Genomic DNA, 14862 nt, shown 5'->3' with positions numbered 1-14862 from the left:
CATTAAAGCCAGCCGATGCTGGGCCGATAACCCGACATCTCACCCTGTTCTTAAACCTTGAAGGTGCCTATGGTCTCGCAAAAAGCCCGTGCGGACTCGCTGTCGCTGCTGTTGTTCACCCTGCGCAGCGGCAAGCTGATGGCCATCAACCTGCTCAAGGTCAGCGAGATTATCGCCTGCCCACCGCTGACCCGGTTGCCTGAGTCCCACCCGCATGTCAAAGGCGTCGCCACCTTGCGCGGCAACTCGCTGTCGGTGATCGACCTGTCCCGCGCCATCGGCGAGCGCCCCTTGCTCGACCCGGACGGGGGCTGCCTGATCGTTACGGATATCAGCCGTTCAAAACAGGGCCTGCACGTACAAGCCGTGAGCAAGATCGTTCACTGCCTGAGTACCGACATTCGCCCGCCACCCTTCGCCTCGGGCGGCAAGTCGTTCATTACCGGGGTAACCCAGGTCGACGGTACGCTGGTGCAAGTGCTGGACATCGAAAAAGTGATTCACGGCATTACCCCTGCGCCTCACGATCACACCCATATCGAGCTGGCTCCAGAAGACGCTGCGGTGCTTGGCGCTGCCAATATTCTGGTGGTCGACGACAGCCAGGTGGCCCTGCAGCAGTCGGTACACACCTTGCGCAACCTGGGTATCGAGTGCCACACCGCCCGCAGCGCCAAGGAAGCCATCGACAAACTGCTGGAGCTGCAAGGCACTGACCAGGAGATCAACGTGGTGGTCTCGGACATCGAGATGTCCGAAATGGATGGCTACGCCTTTACCCGCACCCTGCGCGAAACACCGGACTTCCAGCACCTCTACGTGCTCCTGCACACCTCGCTGGACAGCGCCATGAACAGCGAGAAAGCCAAGGCCGCCGGAGCCAATGCCGTACTGACCAAGTTTTCCTCACCGGAGCTGACCGACTGCCTGATCCATGCTGCGCGTACGGTGGCCGACTTCGGCCAGTGAAGGCATTGTGCTCACTTGTCGGGCAGTCGGTCTGAGGCATAATCGCCAGCAACCGTCACTGCCCACGAGGCGCGCACCATGAGAAACGCCGTAATGACCCTGTGCCTGTTGGCCTTGCCACTCACCCAGGCGAACGCCTCCAGCGATGCAGCCTGGGCCGACGCGCAACACCAGGCATTGGCCACCTGCGTAGCCGCCAGCCAACTCACCTCAGTCAAGCCGCTCAAGCAGAGCGCCTTGTTCGATGACAGCGTGGGTTACACGGCGATCCTCTTGCAGGGGCACTACAAGCCTGCGCACATGAAGAACAAGGCCGGTACCGAGCTGTGCCTGTACCACCGTGAAACCCGTACTGCCCACGTGACCGAGTGGGATGCCGTCACACCCGTTCGTTAAGAAGAAGCCCACTACCGTGTCTCTTTCCACCCCGTTCAATTGCGTCGGCTGCGGCAAATGCTGTACCGATCATCATGTGCCCCTGACCCTGGCCGAAGCCGGGCGCTGGAGCGCATCCGGCGGCCAACTGATTGTCTTGCTCGAAGCGTTTTTCGAGCAGGGCCCAGGCCTGCCTGACGGCCAGCGCGAGCATGCCTTGCGCCGCAGTTTTCCGGTGGCGTGCGGCGCGAGCCAGATCCACCTGGCGGTGACCTTTGCGGCGTACAACGTCGGCCCCTGCCGCAACCTGGATGCGGATTACCGCTGCCGCATCTACACGGAACGGCCACTGGTATGCCGCATCTACCCAATGGAAATCAACCCGCACATTCCGCTGCGCCCCGAGGCCAAGGATTGCCCACCCGAAGCCTGGCAGGATGGGCCGCTGTTGATTCACCGCGACCAGCTCCAGGACCCGGAACTGGCAGCACTGATCGAGCAATCGCGTCAGGCTGACCGCGAAGATATCCGTGCCAAAGTTGCGATCTGCCAACACCTGGGCATTGATGTCAGCGCAGTGAAGGGCAACGGTTTCACCGCCTACCTGCCGACCGTCGAGGCCATGGCGAGTGCAATCCGTGACGTCGAGGCCTCTGCCGATACCGGCAGCGCTTGGCGCCTGCACGTGACCGATCCGCTATTGGCCGAGCAACTGCGAACGCTGGGAGCGCAGGTCACCAGCGAACCGGCGACCTACTACAGCTTCATTCCACTTCAGGCCGGTTAACTGCGGCGGCGCCAGAATTCGTCAGCCAGTTGCCGCAAGCCCTCGGCCAGCTCGGCAACATTGCTGGAGTTCAGGTGGCCGCGCTGCCCGGCACTGACCGTAACTTCGCTGGCTTGGCGAATGCTGGTGATGTTGCGGTTGATGTCTTCACTGACACTGCTTTGCTCCTCGACCGCCGCCGCAATCTGCAGGCTCATTTCATTGATCTGGGTAACCCGCTGACTGATGCCATCAAGCGCACTGGCAGCACGCTGTGCCTGCTCAACGCTATTGCCGACATAGGTACTGCTCTGTTGCATCGCCAGCACGGCATCGCGCGCACCGCTTTGCAACACACCGATCATGCGTTGAATTTCCTGAGTCGATTGGGCAGTGCGCTTCGCCAAGCCGCGCACTTCGTCAGCCACCACTGCAAAGCCGCGCCCCTGATCGCCTGCCCGAGCCGCCTCGATGGCGGCGTTCAAGGCCAGCAGGTTGGTCTGCTCGGCAATGCTGCGAATGACATCCAGCACACTGGAAATCTCACTGCTGTGGCTCTCCAGGTTGTGGATAACTTGCGTGGCAACCTCCAGCTCACGGGCCAACTGCAAAATCGCGTTCTGGCTCTGATCAACCAGTTGCTGCCCGCTCTGGGTTTCATCTTCAGCCTGGTCCGCCGCCTGTGAGGCCTGCTGAGCACTGCTGGCGACCTGAGCCACACTGGCCGCCATCTGGTGGATGGCAGTAGCCACCTGATCCGTTTCACTTTGCTGGCCCAGCGTACTGTTGTGACTGCTGTGCAGGTGGCTGGCCAGCTCAGCCGCTTCCACCGCCAAGCGCTTGGACGTGTCGCCAATGCGCCCAACCACAGCGCCCACCTGAGACTCCAGCATCAGCATGGCAAACTCGATTTGCCCGACGCCATCCCGGCGACCGGTATACAGCTGCTGGCTCAATGGGTTGTCCGCAACCGCCTTGGCACGGCGTCGCAAGCGTTCAAAGGGCCGTAACAGGGGAAATACCACGGCAGCACTCAGTGCAAAGCTCAGCGCCAGGGTCAGTAGATCCGACAGTGGCAGCAGCCAGTGCGCGGCCATTGCCACGGTAAATGCCAGGCTCATGCCGCCCCATAACTGCCACTCCAGCCCCGGCACAGGCAGGCGCTGCAACCAGCTGGTGCGACCACTGCGCAACTGGGCATACAATCGCTCGGCGGCCTCGACATGCGCAGCTGCCGGTTTGGTGCGTACCGACTGGTACTCAACCGTCTGCCCCTGGCTGGTGATCGGTGTCACAAATGCACTGACCCAGTAATGATCGCCACTCTTGCAACGATTCTTCACCAGCCCCATCCACGAACGCCCGCGCTTGAGCGTCTGCCACATCTGCTCGAAGGCCAACGGCGGCATGTCCGGGTGGCGCACGAGGTTATGGTGCTGCCCTATAAGCTCTTCACGACTAAAACCGCTGATGCTGACAAAGTCATCATTGGCGTAGGTAATCGCGCTGGTAAGGTCAGTGGTAGAGAGGATGTTGGCATCGCCGGGATAATCCATATTGCGGCCAGTCACAGGCAGATTGCTCTTCATTGTGGGCGCTCATTATTGTTGGCAGAAAATCGGCAGGGCGTTCGACTCTAAGGTGTTTTTTTTCTGAAACATTGACTTGGAGCAGGATATTGGCAAATGGCCATACTCGCGTTGTCAGCCGAAAGATGCTCACAGACTGATCAGTCACATCGCCCAGGACAGGCACGCGCCCCGCCATTTTTACCGAAAATGCAACAGTTCTTATCCGAATACTCTCTGTTTCATTCGAACATTTCCGACTAATTTATGTACACCTAACTAGCACTTGCTCTGCAAGAAGGTTTGTCGAAATGTCCAACAGTATGGGTATTGCCAGCGTTTTTGTTCTGTCTTCTTTGTTGTTGTCGCCGGTCGTAATGGCCGAAGAGTCGCAAGCGTTCGTGGCTCAGAATGCCGCCCGCGCCGCCGCACTCGACAACGCTCGCCACGCGATTGCAGAACAGGGTAAAGACCGCTTGGAAACCCAGAAAAACGCAGCGTCCAAGGTTTCGGCGAGTGACCGTAGCGACAGCTGACAGGCGCCCAGCGCCCCCTCTGCTCTCCCCCCGAAAACCGCACCGGTGATGCATTCACCGGTGCGGTTTTCGTCTAAAGCCGCTGCTGATCAGCGGCTTTTTTTGGCGCGGTAAAAAGTGCCTGAGTCTGATCGTCCTTACCCCCTGACGATCGTTGTTTCGCACAATAAAAAACAGCCACACCTTCACCCAAGGAGTTAACCACGGTGAGCATTGCTTTACGATTCACACCACTATTCGTTGCACTGGCTGCAACGATGCCTTTCACTGCCCAAGCAGACGACGAACCCGCTGAAGGTTTCATCGAAGGCTCCAGCCTCAAATTGCTTAGCCGTAACTACTACATGAATCGCAACCAGCTCTCGCAAGGCCAGCGCGATAACAAGGAGTGGGGCCAGGGCTTCATTGGCAAGTTTGAGTCGGGCTACACGCAAGGCCCACTCGGCTTCGGCCTTGATGCGCATGCCATGCTCGGCCTGAAGCTCGATGGCGGTGGCGGTACCGGCAACTCCAGCATTCTGCCGGTCAGCAGTACCAGCAAAGAAGGTTACGAGTATGGCAAGGCTCCGGATTCCTTCTCGACCGCAGGGGCGGCGCTCAAGCTCAAGGCCTTCGACACCGAGCTCAAGGCCGGCGACCTGTTCCTGAACAACCCGGTGATCGCCGGGGGCGAAAGCCGCATGTTGCCGCAGACCTTCCGCGGGGTCAGCCTGACCAACAACAGCCTCGACGGCCTGATGTTCGACGCCGGCCAGGCCAGCTTCACCAAGCTCTACAACCAAAGCGGGCACAGCCGCATCGGCACCTCTTATGGCGAACTGCCAGACGACCGCGAAAGCCGCCACCTGAACTGGGCCGGAGTAGCCTGGAGTTCGATTCCGAACCTCACCGCCAGCCTGTATGCCGCGGAACTCAAGGACATCTGGAACCAGTACTACGCCGACGTCGACTACACCTATCAGGTGAACGATCTGGTCAGCCTCAACCCCGGCGTGCATTTCTATCACACCCAGGACACGGGCGATGCGCTGCTGGGCAACATCGACAACAACACTTACAGCCTGCACTTCACCGTCGGTATCGGTTTTCATGCGATCACCGCGGTGTATCAGCGCGTCAACGGCAACACCCCATTCGACTACATCACCCAGGGCGACAGCATCTACCTGGACAACTCGCAGATCTACTCGGACTTCAACGGCCCCAACGAGCGCTCCTGGAAGCTCAAGTACGCGTATGACTTCGCGGGCCTTGACGTACCCGGCCTGACTTCGGTGGTGTCCTACTCACGCGGTGAGCTGGACCTGACCAAAGTCGACCCGAACAGCGCAGGCTACGGCGAAACCTGGTACAACCCCGATGGCAAGAACGCGCAGCACTGGGAGCGCGACATCGACCTGCAGTACGTGTTCCAGGAAGGCAACCTCAAGGACCTTTCCGTCCTGCTGCGCTGGGCCGCCCACCGGGGTAGCCAGGGCTATTCGCAGGTGGATAACAACGTCGATGAATACCGTGTGATCGTCGAGTATCCGCTGAACATTTTCTGACCTGCAGCATCGCAGGCGAGCCAGTCATGCCTTCGGGGCTGCAAGAGCCTTGTTGGAGCAGGCTTGCCTGCGATGGGAGCGTTCGGGCGCCAGCACGTACACAGCGCCCGTATCGCAGGCACGACCTGCACCTGCAGAGACCTGCGCACCAAAAGGCACCCGCCGTTCATCTGTTGGACCTGACAAGGTAGCGACATGCATAACCTTAGATCTTGTCCGACAATACACACACCCCTAAAATACGCCGCCGCGCACCCTCCGTGCACTCCCTCTTGCTCATGACCTATGGTCAAACACTGGCAACCATGACTTCGCGCACCCGGCCTCAACGCTCTGCCCTGTACCGAAGCCATCCGGAACTGGTTCTTAACCTGGGCAGTTGCCTGACGGTTCTGGCGATCGTTGCTATCGTCACGTTCCTGTTGATGCGCGAACGTACCAACGTCGAGCAGGCCGCCGTTCGCTCGGCACGCAACATCGTGCAGTTGATCGACACCGACATTGTGCGCAACGTGGAACTCTACAACCTGTCCTTGCGGGGCCTGATCTGGGCGGCACAGCGCCCGGAGCTGCTGACGATACCGCCTGAACTGCGCCACCAGGTGCTGTTCAACCAGGCCTTCAGTGTGCCATTGCGCGGCGACATCCTTTGGCTCGACAGTAACGGCGATGTAATCGCTGACTCCAACAGCACGACCCCACGCAGTGCCAACTTTGCCGACAGCAAAGTATTCCAGGATCACCGGGCAAACCCTGGCCTGGGCCTGCTGATCAGCCAACCGTTCAAGGCGCGGCTCGGCGACCTGGACTGGTGCATTGGCTTTAGCCGCAGGATCTCGGACATTCATGGCGGATTTGCTGGCGTCGCTGCCGGTGCATTACGCCTGTCGTACTTCGACGAGCTGTTCCAGCGCCTGGACATCGGCCAGGAAGGCAGCATCAACCTGATCAATACCAACGGCGTACTGCTCGCCCGGCACTCGGCGGTGGACAACCGCCAATTGGTGGGCAAGGACTTCAGCCAGGAGCCGAACTTCCAGCGCGCCATGCAAGAAGGCAAAGGCAGCTTTAGCGCAGCCTCGTCACTGGATGGCAAAGAACGTCTGTTCACCTTTTCCCGGGTCACCGACCTGCCATTGATGGTGGTTGTGGCCCTGCCCACTGAAGAAGTATTCGCATCGTGGCTGCGAACCGCACTGGTGGTGGGTGCTGCAACAGGCGTGCTGTGCCTCGGCATTCTCTGGCTCACGCTGTTGCTGGGTCGCGAGCTGCGCCGCCGCCAGGATGCCGAACAAGGCCTGGCCACCCTCGCCGCCACCGACAGCCTGACCAACCTGCCGAATCGGCGGCGCCTGGACCAGGTGCTGCGCCAGGAATGGGCCAGGGCCAAGCGCAACGCCCGCCCCTTGTCGGTACTGATGGTGGACGTAGATCGCTTCAAGGCCTTCAACGAGCGGCACGGCCATCAGGGCGGCGATCAGGCACTGCGCAAAGTGGCCGCAACCATCCAGCGCTGTATCCGTCGGCCAGCAGACCTTGCCGCCCGTTATGGCGGCGAAGAGTTTCTGATCATCCTGCCGGAAACCGATACGCAGGGCGCCCATCAACTGGCCGAGAACCTGCGCCGCCAGATCGAAGCACAACCACCGTATGCCGGGGATGTGCAGCCGGTAACCGTCAGCATCGGCGTTGCCACCCATGCGCCAGACAGCCCGCAGCACAGCCTCGACGCGCTGTTGAGGGCTGCCGATGAGGCGCTATACCAAGCCAAGCACAACGGCCGCAATCAGGTCGTCTAGCCTCAGCGCCCGCCGGGGGCAAATCTGTATGCTGTTTTTCGACGGAATCTGTCCTTTGGCGCACCTGTAGAATGCCTGTATCGTCGTGCCCTCGACGTCACAGGTTGTTGCCGCATCATGAACCCCGAAGCCCTTGAACTGCTGGTCACCCGCGAAATGCCTTTCGGCAAGTACAAAGGCCGCTTGATCGCCGACCTGCCCGGCCAGTACCTGAACTGGTTCGCCCGTGAAGGCTTTCCAAAGGGCGAGTTGGGCAGCCTGCTGGCGCTGATGCATGAGGTCGACCACAACGGTCTGTCGGACTTGCTCGTTCCCCTGCGTAAAAAACACCCACGCCCCCGCCCCTGATACAGCGAGCCTGCGCATGAAGCACCTGCCCCTGTCTGAGACCTCCCTTCTGGCCCGTGACGAGGGCTACTGGCAAAACGTTGCCTCGCGCTACGACATCGAGCCTGGGCCGATCAACCTTGAGTACGGCTACTTCGGTCGCATGACACGTACGGTCGCCGAGCGCTACCAAGCGCATATCATGGCGATCAACCGAGGCAATTCACTGCCGGTGCGTCAGCAGTTCGATCAGGTCGGCACCCTGCAGATCCACGCCGCCCTGGCTGAGTTGTTGCAGGTTCCAGCACACACGGTGGCCCTGACGCAAAGCGCATCGGCATCAATGCTGTCGCTGATCCGCAACTACAATGGCCTGCGCCCAGGCGATCAGGTACTGATCAGCGACCTGGAATACGACAGCGTGCAGCGCGCCATGCGCTGGCTGGCGCACCACCGTGGTGTGGAAGTGATCGAGCTGCGCCATCCGCATCCAGCCACCTTTGACAACCTGCTCGACAGTTACCGCCAGGCGTTCGAGCGCTACCCTCGACTCAAGCTGATGGCTCTGACTTACGTGACCCACCGCACCGGGTTGGTGATGCCGGTGCAGGCCATTGCCGCCTGTGCCCGAGCACACGGTGTCGAGGTCATGCTCGACGGTGCCCATGCCCTGGGGTTGGTGGACTTCAGACTGGATCAGTTAGGCATCGACTTCGCCGCCTTCAACCTGCAGAAGTGGATCGGCGCGCCGCTGAGCCTGGGGGTGTTGTACATCGCCGAAGAACGCCTGCAGGCCATCGACCCGGACATGAGCGAGGCGAGTTACCAACGCGATGACATCCGCTCGCGGGCGCCGTACGGCACGCCGAACATTCCCGCCTGGATGACCTTGCCGACTGTATTCGAAGAGCACCGGGCCATGGGTGGCGCCGCCGTAAAAGGGTCACGCCTGAGTTACCTGCGTGACCTTTGGGTTGAGCAGGTGCGCGCATTGCCCGGCATCGAAGTACTGACCCCGGACGATCCGCGCCTGTACTGCGGTATCACCTCATTGCGCTTTACCCGCCAGCCTGACCAGCCGGCCATGGTTCGGCGCCTGCTGGACGAGCACAACCTGTTCACCGTGGCCCGCGATGGCTCAGCCTGCGGACCGTGCATTCGGGTGACGCCCGGCTTCACGACAACACCGGACGATATCCAGGTGCTGGTCCGCGCCCTGCACGAACTCGCCTGAGCCTCTTAGGCCTTGACCGGCTCGACCGCCAACTCGGCAACGTCGCTGCGCTTGAGCAGCGCGTACAACACGGCGGTCAACAGGCTACCGGCGAGAATCGCCAACAGGTAGAGCAGCGCGTGGTTGATGGCGTTCGGGATCAATAGCACGAACAGCCCGCCATGGGGTGCCATCAGCTTGCAACCGAAGTACATCGACAAGGCACCGGTCAACGCCCCGCCGGCAATGCTGGCGGGAATCACCCGCAGCGGGTCTTTGGCCGCAAACGGAATTGCGCCTTCGGAAATGAAGCACAGCCCCAGCACCAAGGCGGCCTTGCCCGCTTCTCGCTCACTCTGGGCAAACTTGCGCCGTGCGATAAAACTGGCAATACCCAGCCCGATCGGCGGCACCATACCCGCCGCCATGGTCGCAGCCATCGGTGCATAACTCTGCGAGGCCAACAGCCCCACGGAAAACGCATACGCAGCCTTGTTGATCGGCCCGCCAAGGTCAACGCACATCATCCCGCCCAGCAGGATGCCGAGGAGAATGGCATTGGTGGTGCCCATGCTGTCGAGGAAATGGGTCAGCCCCGCGAGCATCTGCGCCACTGGCTGGCCGACCACATAGATCATCACCAGGCCCGTGAACAGGCTGGCCAGCAACGGAATGATCAGGATCGGCTTGAGTGCTTCCAGGCTGCTGGGCAGTCGCGCCCAGCGGTTGATGGCCTTGGCGCTGTACCCGGCGAGAAAACCGGCGACGATACCGCCAATGAACCCGGCACCCAGGGTGCTGGCCAGCAGGCCGCCAATCATGCCTGGCGCAAGGCCCGGGCGGTCGGCAATCGAGTAGGCGATGTAGCCGGCCAGCAACGGCACCATCAGCTTGAAGGCCGCCTCACCACCGATCTGCATCAGCGCCGCAGGTAACGTGCCTGGCTGTTTGAACGCCTCGATACCGAAAACAAAGGACAGAGCGATCAGCAGACCACCTGCCACCACCATCGGCAACATGAACGAAACACCGGTCAGCAGGTGCTTGTAGACACCGGTCTTCTCACCCTTGGCCGGTGCAGCCTGCCCGCCAGCCGACGCCGACTCCTGCTTGCCTTCGGCCAACGCTTTATCCAGGGTAGCGCGCGCCTGTTTCAGGGCAATGCCGGTGCCGCAGCGGTAGATCCGCTTGCCGGCAAAACGCTCGGTGGCCACTTCGATATCGGCGGCCAGCAACACCACATCCGCGTCGGCAATCGCCTGGGCGCTGAGCGGTGTGCGGGCCGCCGACTGAACCCTGGGTTTCCACTTCAAGCTGGTAACCCAGTTGCTGCGCTGCCTGCTGCAACGCCTCGGCGGCCATAAAGGTGTGAGCCACACCGGTCGGGCAGGCGGTGATGGCGACAATGCGCTTGCCCTGTACGACAGGCGCCTCAGCCTCGATCACCGGCTGATAAACCTCGGCCTTCTGGGCCGCCTCGCGCAAGAAATGATCAACATCCTGCAGCGCCTGCGATGGGGTGCTGCGAAACAGCCGCTTGCCGGCAAACCGTTGCAGGTCCAGCGGGCCGCTGCTGACCACCAGAACCCAGTCAGCCGCGTCGATATCCGCCGCCTGAAGTTGCCGCTCAGGGTGTGCCGGGTCGTGAACTTCGACGCTGGTGCCATAGCCCTGGCGGCGGGCCGCAGCCTCCAGCAAGCGTGCACTGAGCACGCTGGAGACCATGGCGTTGGGACAAGCCGTGACAATCGCCAGTTTCATGTTCAACCCTCTTGTTCTGCTGCCGGGGTGTGGATTCGGATCTCACGCTGCAACTGCACGAGGTACTGTGGGTCGGTAATGCCAAAGCCGATCTGGCTCACGGCCATGGCCGCAATGGCGGTTGCCCGCCGCAAGGTGGTCTTGGCGTCGTCGCCAGTCAGCAGCCCGTGGACCATGCCCGCCAACAACGAATCACCGGCACCCACGGTACTGGCGACCTTCACGCGGGGCGGCGAGGCGTGCAAGGTGGCCTGGGCGTTGAACCAGGTAACGCCCTCGGCCCCTTGAGAAACCACCACTTCCTCAATGCCCAGGTCCAGCAAACGGCGCGCTGCGGCGTGCTGCTCGGTAAAACTGTGCAGCGGCGTTTCCAGCACTTCAGCCAGTTCGTCGGTGTTGGGCTTGACCAACCACGGCATGCTGGCAAGGCCGGCCCGCAAGGCCTCGCCACTGGTGTCCAGCGCCACCTTCAGCCCCAAGGCCTTGAGGCGGGCAAGCAGTTGTGCAAACCACTGCACGGTGACGCCAGGCGGCAGGCTACCGGCCACGACCACGGCGTCATGCCCCGGTGCGATGTGCTCAAGACGCTCCAACAGTGCCGCAAAAGCCGATTCGTTGACCTCCGGCCCAGGGCCATTGATGTCCGTCACCCGCCCTGTGCCTTCGACCAGCTTGATATTGCTACGGGTCTGCCCCGGAACACGAATGAAGCCGTCAACAAAGCCACGCTGTGCAATCAGCGCCTCAAACGGTTGAAGGTTATCCGCCCCCAGAAAACCGCTTACTGTCACCTGGTGCCCCAGGTCGGCCAGTACCTGAGCCACGTTGAGTCCCTTGCCAGCGGCATGAGCCTGCAGGCCTTTGCTGCGGTTGACGGTGCCCGGCTGCAAGTGCTCCAGCGTAACGGTGAGGTCCAGTGCCGGGTTGAGGGTCAGCGTCAGGATCTTGGCCATCAGAGTATCTCCACCAGCGCCCGCACATCGGCGGCGCTACCCTGAGCCAACGCGTCACGCGCCAACTGCCGGGTGTGTTCATAATTCAGTTCACGTACCTGAGCCTTGACCTCGGCGATGCTGCGCGCCGCCACGCTCAGTTCATCCACCCCAAGGCCCAGCAGGATTGGCACCGCCTGTGGGTCGGCCGCCAGTTCGCCGCATACCCCGACCCACTTGCCGTGGGCATGGGCCGCACGCACCGTCGTGTCGATCAAGTGCAGTACCGCAGGGTGCAGGCCATCGGCCTGGGCGGAAAGCGTCGGGTGACCACGGTCAATGGCCAGGGTGTACTGGGTCAGGTCATTGGTGCCGACGCTGAAGAAGTCCACTTCGCGGGCCAGCACTGGCGCCAGTATCGCCGCCGAAGGCACTTCGATCATGATCCCGACCTGCAGGTCGCTGACCTCGATTTCCTCGCGTAGGCGCTCGACCATCGCCCGCGCTTCGCGCCACTCCTCCAACTGCCCGACCATCGGAAACATGATCCGCAGCGGGCGGTTGTCGGCGGCGCGCAACAGGGCCCGCAACTGGCTCTCCATGATCTGCGGCCGTTGCAGCGTCAGGCGAATACCGCGTACACCGAGGAACGGGTTTTCTTCCTGCTCGATCGGCCAGTAGGGCAACGGTTTGTCCCCTCCGACATCAAGGGTTCGCACCACCAGTGGCCGCCCGTCGAGACCATCGAGCACCTTGCGGTACTCCGCCTCCTGAGTCGCTTCATCGGGAGCGCTCTGGTGGGCCATGAAAATCAGCTCAGTGCGCAGCAAGCCGATGCCTTCGGCCCCGTGGTCGACCACCGCCGCGATACCCGCGCTTTCACCGATGTTGGCAAAGACTTCGATCGCGTGCCCATCCAGGGTATGCGCCGGTTCCAGACGACGCGCACGGGCGGCCTGCAAACGCTGTTCACGACGGTCACGCTCGGCCAGGGAGCGCTGCAACAGCGCAGGCTCGGGCGCCACATGCAAACGTCCGCGCTGGCCGTCGAGCAGCAGCGGCGTGCCTTGGGCAATCAACAACACTGACGCCCCCGCCCCCACCACCGCAGGAATGCCAAGCGCACGGGCAACAATGGCGCTGTGCGCGGTAGCGCCCCCGCGGGCGGTAAGAATGCCGGCAACACGGGCCGGGTCAAGCCGGGCGACATCGGAAGGCCCAACCTCTTCCATGACCAGCACATAAGGCGCGTCCGGCAAGGCTACATCGGCCTCGCCACACAACTGCGCCAGCACCCGGCGACCGACGTCGCGCAGGTCGGCGGCACGTTCAGCGAGCAGGGCATCGTGCAGGGCTTCCTGCTGTCGGGCTGCGCCATCGATTACCGCCATCCACGCGGCTTCGGCGCTTTCACCCTGGCGCAGACGCTGTTCAACCTCATCGCCCAGTTCGGGATCGTCGAGCATTTCCAGGTGGGTGATGAAGATTTCACGGATCGCCTTGGCCTGGCTGCGCTTGATCACCCCGTCGATATCGTCACGTACGGCCGCGAGTGCCTGCTGCAATCGCTCGCGCTCCACAGCAGGTGATTCACCGCGCAGCGGATAGTCGAATTCGCGCAACACCTGCACATGCGCCGGGCCGCTGGCGATTCCAGGGGCGGCCGCCACCCCTTGAATCAACGCACCTGCCACCGGGGCCTGAACCAACGGTTGAATCACCTCGGCAACCACAGGCTCAGGCGCAAGAGTCGGCAACGGCTCGATCTCCTCGCCCAGCCCCTCTTCCACTGCGGCCAGCAAGGCCGGCAACGCGTCAGCCGCAATGCTTGGCTCGGCGATGAATTCCAGCACCTGCCCACGGTGAGCGCCCAGGCTGAGCAGCTTGCTCAAGCTCTTCGCCGAGACGGCAGCCTGGCCGGTTTCCGGCAAGCGCAGGCGAATTTCGCCCTCAAAGGCCTTGGCCAACTGCGCAAGGATCTTGGCCGGGCGCGCGTGCAGGCCATGGGCATTGGCCAGGGTAATGCGTGCGCTGGGCCAGTCGACCGGCACTTCGCCACCCAATACTTCCAATACCGTGCGGCTGCTGGTGGCGCGAAACAGTTCCTGGCCACGGCCTTCGATCAGCAGTGTGCATAAACGTTCGAGCAGCGCCTGATGGGCTTCGCCCAGGCTGGCCAGGCAGAACAGCCCGTTCAAGGGCTGGCCCAAGTAACGCAGCGGTTGTGCCGGGGTCACGAACGCCAGGCCCGGTTGCCGCACCGTCTGCTCGCTGTGCAACCACCAAAGCCCATCGCCCAGCGGCAAGGCCTCGACTTGCTGGAGCACTGCCGCAAAGCCGTTCCCCACGCATTCGGCACGCCGCAGCAGGCGTGCACCGCGCCAGACCAGTTCCTCGAAATCTTCCGACGGCACGCCAAGGCCGATCAGTTGGGCATCCAGCGCCAACGCTTGCGGTGCGCCCTGCAGCAATTTCAACAGTGCCTCGGCAGAGGAGGCACGGCGCAGCGCCTCACCCAGGTCGGTTTCACCCAAGGCCCGGGTCAGCAGTTGCAGAAGCCGCAGGTGCTCATCGGATTTGGCGGCGATGCCAATGGCCAGGTAAACCTTCTGACCGTCGCCCCAGTCCACACCGTCGGGAAACTGCAACAGCCGCACGCCGGTGGTATGCACCAGGTCGCGGGTCTGTGGAGTGCCATGCGGGATAGCGATGCCCTGGCCAAGAAAGGTCGAGCCTTGTGTCTCGCGGGCCTGCAACCCGGCCAGGTAACCTTCGGCGACCAACCCGTCAGCGACCAGCAGGTCTGCCAACAGTTGCAGTGCGGCCGGTTTATCCACAGCCGTCTGGCCCATGGATATCTGCTCTACGGTGAGCTCGAGCATGACCCTCTCCTTTGCAGCGCCAGGTGGGCGCCGAGGTATTGTTGTGGATATTTCAGCACAGTCCTTAGAGGTCTGGCCTTGGCGCCGGTGGCTAGCAGGGCAGAAAAAGCGCCAGCTGAAACGTTTAATCTATAATGACGATCACGTTACTCGATAATCTGCGATCTATGAAGCCCCATCTTGTCGG

The 14862-nt window shown here is 62.0% G+C and carries 11 protein-coding genes and 1 pseudogene; 8 read left to right on the top strand and 4 right to left on the bottom strand.

Translation table 11 applies throughout. The annotated features are described in order from the left end of the window. The first annotated feature begins 69 nt into the window (after window positions 1-69). The 3 genes from AB7M23_RS10230 to AB7M23_RS10220 all read left to right on the top strand — a co-directional run bounded on the left by AB7M23_RS10230 (window position 70) and on the right by AB7M23_RS10220 (window position 2131). Entirely contained in the window at window positions 70-969 is a 900-nt protein-coding gene (locus AB7M23_RS10230; RefSeq protein ID WP_065758893.1) for a chemotaxis protein, read from the top strand. Window positions 970-1047: 78 nt separating this feature from the next. Then, window positions 1048-1365, top strand: coding sequence for a hypothetical protein (locus AB7M23_RS10225; protein ID WP_454240751.1), 318 nt, complete (start codon window positions 1048-1050; stop codon window positions 1363-1365). After that, complete coding sequence (locus tag AB7M23_RS10220; protein WP_454240750.1) at window positions 1343-2131, top strand: YkgJ family cysteine cluster protein; 789 nt, start codon at window positions 1343-1345, stop codon at window positions 2129-2131. Before AB7M23_RS10225 ends, AB7M23_RS10220 begins: the two co-directional genes overlap by 23 nt. On the opposite strand, the gene AB7M23_RS10215 is transcribed toward AB7M23_RS10220, so the two are convergent. Continuing rightward, window positions 2128-3699: a methyl-accepting chemotaxis protein gene (locus AB7M23_RS10215; protein ID WP_454240749.1), complete on the bottom strand. Its 1572-nt coding sequence runs from the start codon at window positions 3697-3699 to the stop codon at window positions 2128-2130. The genes AB7M23_RS10220 and AB7M23_RS10215 overlap by 4 nt on opposite strands. A 290-nt stretch (window positions 3700-3989) precedes the next feature. On the opposite strand from AB7M23_RS10215, the gene AB7M23_RS10210 reads away from it, so the two are divergent. The 5 genes from AB7M23_RS10210 to AB7M23_RS10190 all read left to right on the top strand — a co-directional run bounded on the left by AB7M23_RS10210 (window position 3990) and on the right by AB7M23_RS10190 (window position 9121). Then, entirely contained in the window at window positions 3990-4214 is a 225-nt protein-coding gene (locus AB7M23_RS10210; RefSeq protein ID WP_330521960.1) for a hypothetical protein, read from the top strand. 257 nt (window positions 4215-4471) lie between these two features. Beyond that, window positions 4472-5761, top strand: a complete 1290-nt coding sequence (locus AB7M23_RS10205; RefSeq protein ID WP_454240748.1) for an OprD family porin — start codon at window positions 4472-4474, stop codon at window positions 5759-5761. A gap of 305 nt (window positions 5762-6066) precedes the next feature. Continuing rightward, a complete protein-coding gene (locus tag AB7M23_RS10200; RefSeq protein ID WP_454240747.1) occupies window positions 6067-7560 on the top strand; it encodes a diguanylate cyclase in 1494 nt (497 codons plus the stop codon). A 114-nt stretch (window positions 7561-7674) separates the two neighbouring features. Beyond that, complete coding sequence (locus tag AB7M23_RS10195; protein WP_083199871.1) at window positions 7675-7908, top strand: DUF3820 family protein; 234 nt, start codon at window positions 7675-7677, stop codon at window positions 7906-7908. Window positions 7909-7939: 31 nt separating this feature from the next. Next, entirely contained in the window at window positions 7940-9121 is a 1182-nt protein-coding gene (locus AB7M23_RS10190; protein ID WP_454242165.1) for an aminotransferase class V-fold PLP-dependent enzyme, read from the top strand. Between the two features lie 5 nt (window positions 9122-9126). Here AB7M23_RS10190 and AB7M23_RS10185 read toward each other — a convergent pair. The 3 genes and pseudogenes from AB7M23_RS10185 to ptsP all read right to left on the bottom strand — a co-directional run bounded on the left by AB7M23_RS10185 (window position 9127) and on the right by ptsP (window position 14675). After that, window positions 9127-10861, bottom strand: a pseudogene (locus AB7M23_RS10185) (PTS fructose-like transporter subunit IIB). Between the two features lie 2 nt (window positions 10862-10863). Further along, entirely contained in the window at window positions 10864-11814 is a 951-nt protein-coding gene (gene pfkB, locus AB7M23_RS10180; protein WP_454240746.1) for a 1-phosphofructokinase, read from the bottom strand. Next, window positions 11814-14675: a phosphoenolpyruvate--protein phosphotransferase gene (gene ptsP, locus AB7M23_RS10175; protein WP_454240745.1), complete on the bottom strand. Its 2862-nt coding sequence runs from the start codon at window positions 14673-14675 to the stop codon at window positions 11814-11816. Before ptsP ends, pfkB begins: the two co-directional genes overlap by 1 nt. Between the last annotated feature and the right edge of the window lie 187 nt (window positions 14676-14862).

The organism is Pseudomonas sp. HLS-6 TE3448 (assembly GCF_053629555.1).
This window is presented reverse-complemented; position numbering and strand designations above follow the sequence as displayed.

Coding starts and splice junctions, on each gene's coding strand:
- AB7M23_RS10230 (WP_065758893.1), top strand. CDS start 70: ATGGTCTCGCAAAAAGCCCGTGCGGACTCGCTGTCGCTGCTGTTGTTC.
- AB7M23_RS10225 (WP_454240751.1), top strand. CDS start 1,048: ATGAGAAACGCCGTAATGACCCTGTGCCTGTTGGCCTTGCCACTCACC.
- AB7M23_RS10220 (WP_454240750.1), top strand. CDS start 1,343: ATGCCGTCACACCCGTTCGTTAAGAAGAAGCCCACTACCGTGTCTCTT.
- AB7M23_RS10215 (WP_454240749.1), bottom strand. CDS start 3,699: ATGAAGAGCAATCTGCCTGTGACTGGCCGCAATATGGATTATCCCGGC.
- AB7M23_RS10210 (WP_330521960.1), top strand. CDS start 3,990: ATGTCCAACAGTATGGGTATTGCCAGCGTTTTTGTTCTGTCTTCTTTG.
- AB7M23_RS10205 (WP_454240748.1), top strand. CDS start 4,472: ATGCCTTTCACTGCCCAAGCAGACGACGAACCCGCTGAAGGTTTCATC.
- AB7M23_RS10200 (WP_454240747.1), top strand. CDS start 6,067: ATGACTTCGCGCACCCGGCCTCAACGCTCTGCCCTGTACCGAAGCCAT.
- pfkB (WP_454240746.1), bottom strand. CDS start 11,814: ATGGCCAAGATCCTGACGCTGACCCTCAACCCGGCACTGGACCTCACC.
- ptsP (WP_454240745.1), bottom strand. CDS start 14,675: ATGCTCGAGCTCACCGTAGAGCAGATATCCATGGGCCAGACGGCTGTG.